Source organism: Alkalihalobacillus pseudalcaliphilus (assembly GCF_028610675.1).
In the GTDB taxonomy this organism is placed as follows: domain Bacteria; phylum Bacillota; class Bacilli; order Bacillales; family Bacillaceae_D; genus Alkalihalobacillus; species Alkalihalobacillus pseudalcaliphilus.
In genome coordinates this window covers 1-1,842 of the sequence record NZ_JAQQWS010000029.1, presented here as the reverse complement: position 1 = coordinate 1,842, position 1,842 = coordinate 1, and the positions used below count along the sequence as shown (strand labels likewise).

Here is a 1,842-nt window from a genome sequence, read left to right as displayed (position 1 = left end):
AAAGAGGCTGGGACATAACTGACTATAGAAAGTAGAAAACGAGTCCGACGAACAAAAAATATGTTCATTGGACTCGTTTTTCGGTTTAATGTTCCTTTGGAACCCCTGTGCTGAGGTGAATGAGCGGTGAACTTCCTTAAGTTCACCGCCATGAGGACAATGCCGAGTTCGTTATGGACTTTGGCTTTGCCTCTCACTGAAAAACGAGTGAAACGCAAATTAGCCTTCAAATTCCCAAAAACTGGCTCTACATCTATTTTACGCTTACCATAGATTTCACCTGTTTTTTCATTTGAAAGCAGTTCGTTGATATAGGCTTTTTGGTTTTCCCACTTCTTATTACGGTAGATCTTTCGGTTGTTTCCTTCTTTGGCTGTTGTACACGTCGATCGAAATGGGCATTCGGAACAATCTTCACACTCATACACATGGAACGTTCGCTGGAAGCCTGTTTTATCTTTGCGTTTGGACTCATATTGAAAGGTTACTTGTCGATCGTTCGGACATGTAAAAGCATCTTCTTTCTCGTTATACCCCCAATTGTCAGCGTGGAAACGATTCTTCTTGTGTTTTTTCTTTTTCTCTTTTCGGTATGAATTATAGGTCATTAGAGGTGTTCGTTTTCGTCGCTCCATAATATTTTCATAGTTTTGTTCACTTCCATATCCTGCATCGGCGACAATGTATTCGGGTAGTTTAAAGAAACTTTCTTCTATTTTATCTAAAAAAGGAATGAGCGTACGGGTATCCGTTGGGTTTGGAAATAGATCATAAGCTAAGGTATATTGGCCTTCTGTTGCCACTTGTACATTGTATCCGGCTTTGAGCTGTCCATTTTTCATATAATCGTCTTTCATCCGCATGAAGGTTGCATCGTGATCCGTTTTTGAATAACTATTTCGCTCACCAAATAAGCGTTGATCCTGTTCGTATTTTCGTTTTCTCAAGACAAAATCACGGAATTGTTTGCGATACTGTTTCGGTAATTTACGCTCCGAACGCAACGATTTTCGCTCACTGACAACGTCACTCGCTTCAATTTGTTGATCAAAGGTTTCCACTTTTTCGTCTAAGGATTGGACGATTTCTTCTAACTCTTCGAAGGTTAATTCATCGGCACTTTCCCGCTTTATTTCTGGAATAACTCGCTTTTCGAGCAGTTCTTCATACATTTTCAAGGACTTTTCAATGAGCTTTTGACTAAATCGGTCAATGGATTTTCGCCAAACAAACGTGAATTTATTGGCATAGGCTTCAATCTTTGTTCCATCGATAAAAATTGCTTCTTCTTCAATAAGTTTCCCTTCGACTAATTGGCAGCGAAACTGAACAAAGCACTGACGGATTAATCCACTTACCTTGGGATGAACACGAAAACGGTTAATGGAACGGTAGCTTGGTTCTTCTCCTTGTGCAAGCCACATCATACGCACACTATCTTTGACAAGTGCTTCGATCTTTCTACCAGAGAAAGTGGATTGTGTGTAGCCACATAAAATAATTTTCAACATCATGCGTGGATGATAGGACGGACGCCCGGTTTCACGAAAAAATTCATGAAAGGCTTCATCGGGGATACTTTCTACTAAATGATGGACGGCATAAGCGATATCATGATTTTGGAGTTTTCTTTCTAAATCTAGGGGTAAAATCACTTGATTCATGGTATAATTTTTAAACATAAGGACCCTTCTTTCTGATGAATTTTGTGTCGTAACTTTATTTTATCAGAAGTGGTCCTTCTTTTTTATTCAAAAATAATCAAAGCCGGTGAAATTTTACTCGTTGTAAAATTTCACCGGCTTTTTCAATTCAGAGGTGGGTTTTGTCCCAGCCTCTTTT

The 1,842-nt window shown here is 39.2% G+C and carries 1 protein-coding gene; it reads right to left on the bottom strand.

What is annotated here, in order from left to right:
* A partial coding sequence (locus PQ479_RS21780; protein WP_047990718.1) for an IS1182 family transposase occupies nt 1–1,682 on the bottom strand: 1,682 nt, incomplete at its 3' end.
* Nucleotides 1,683–1,842: the final 160 nt, after the last annotated feature.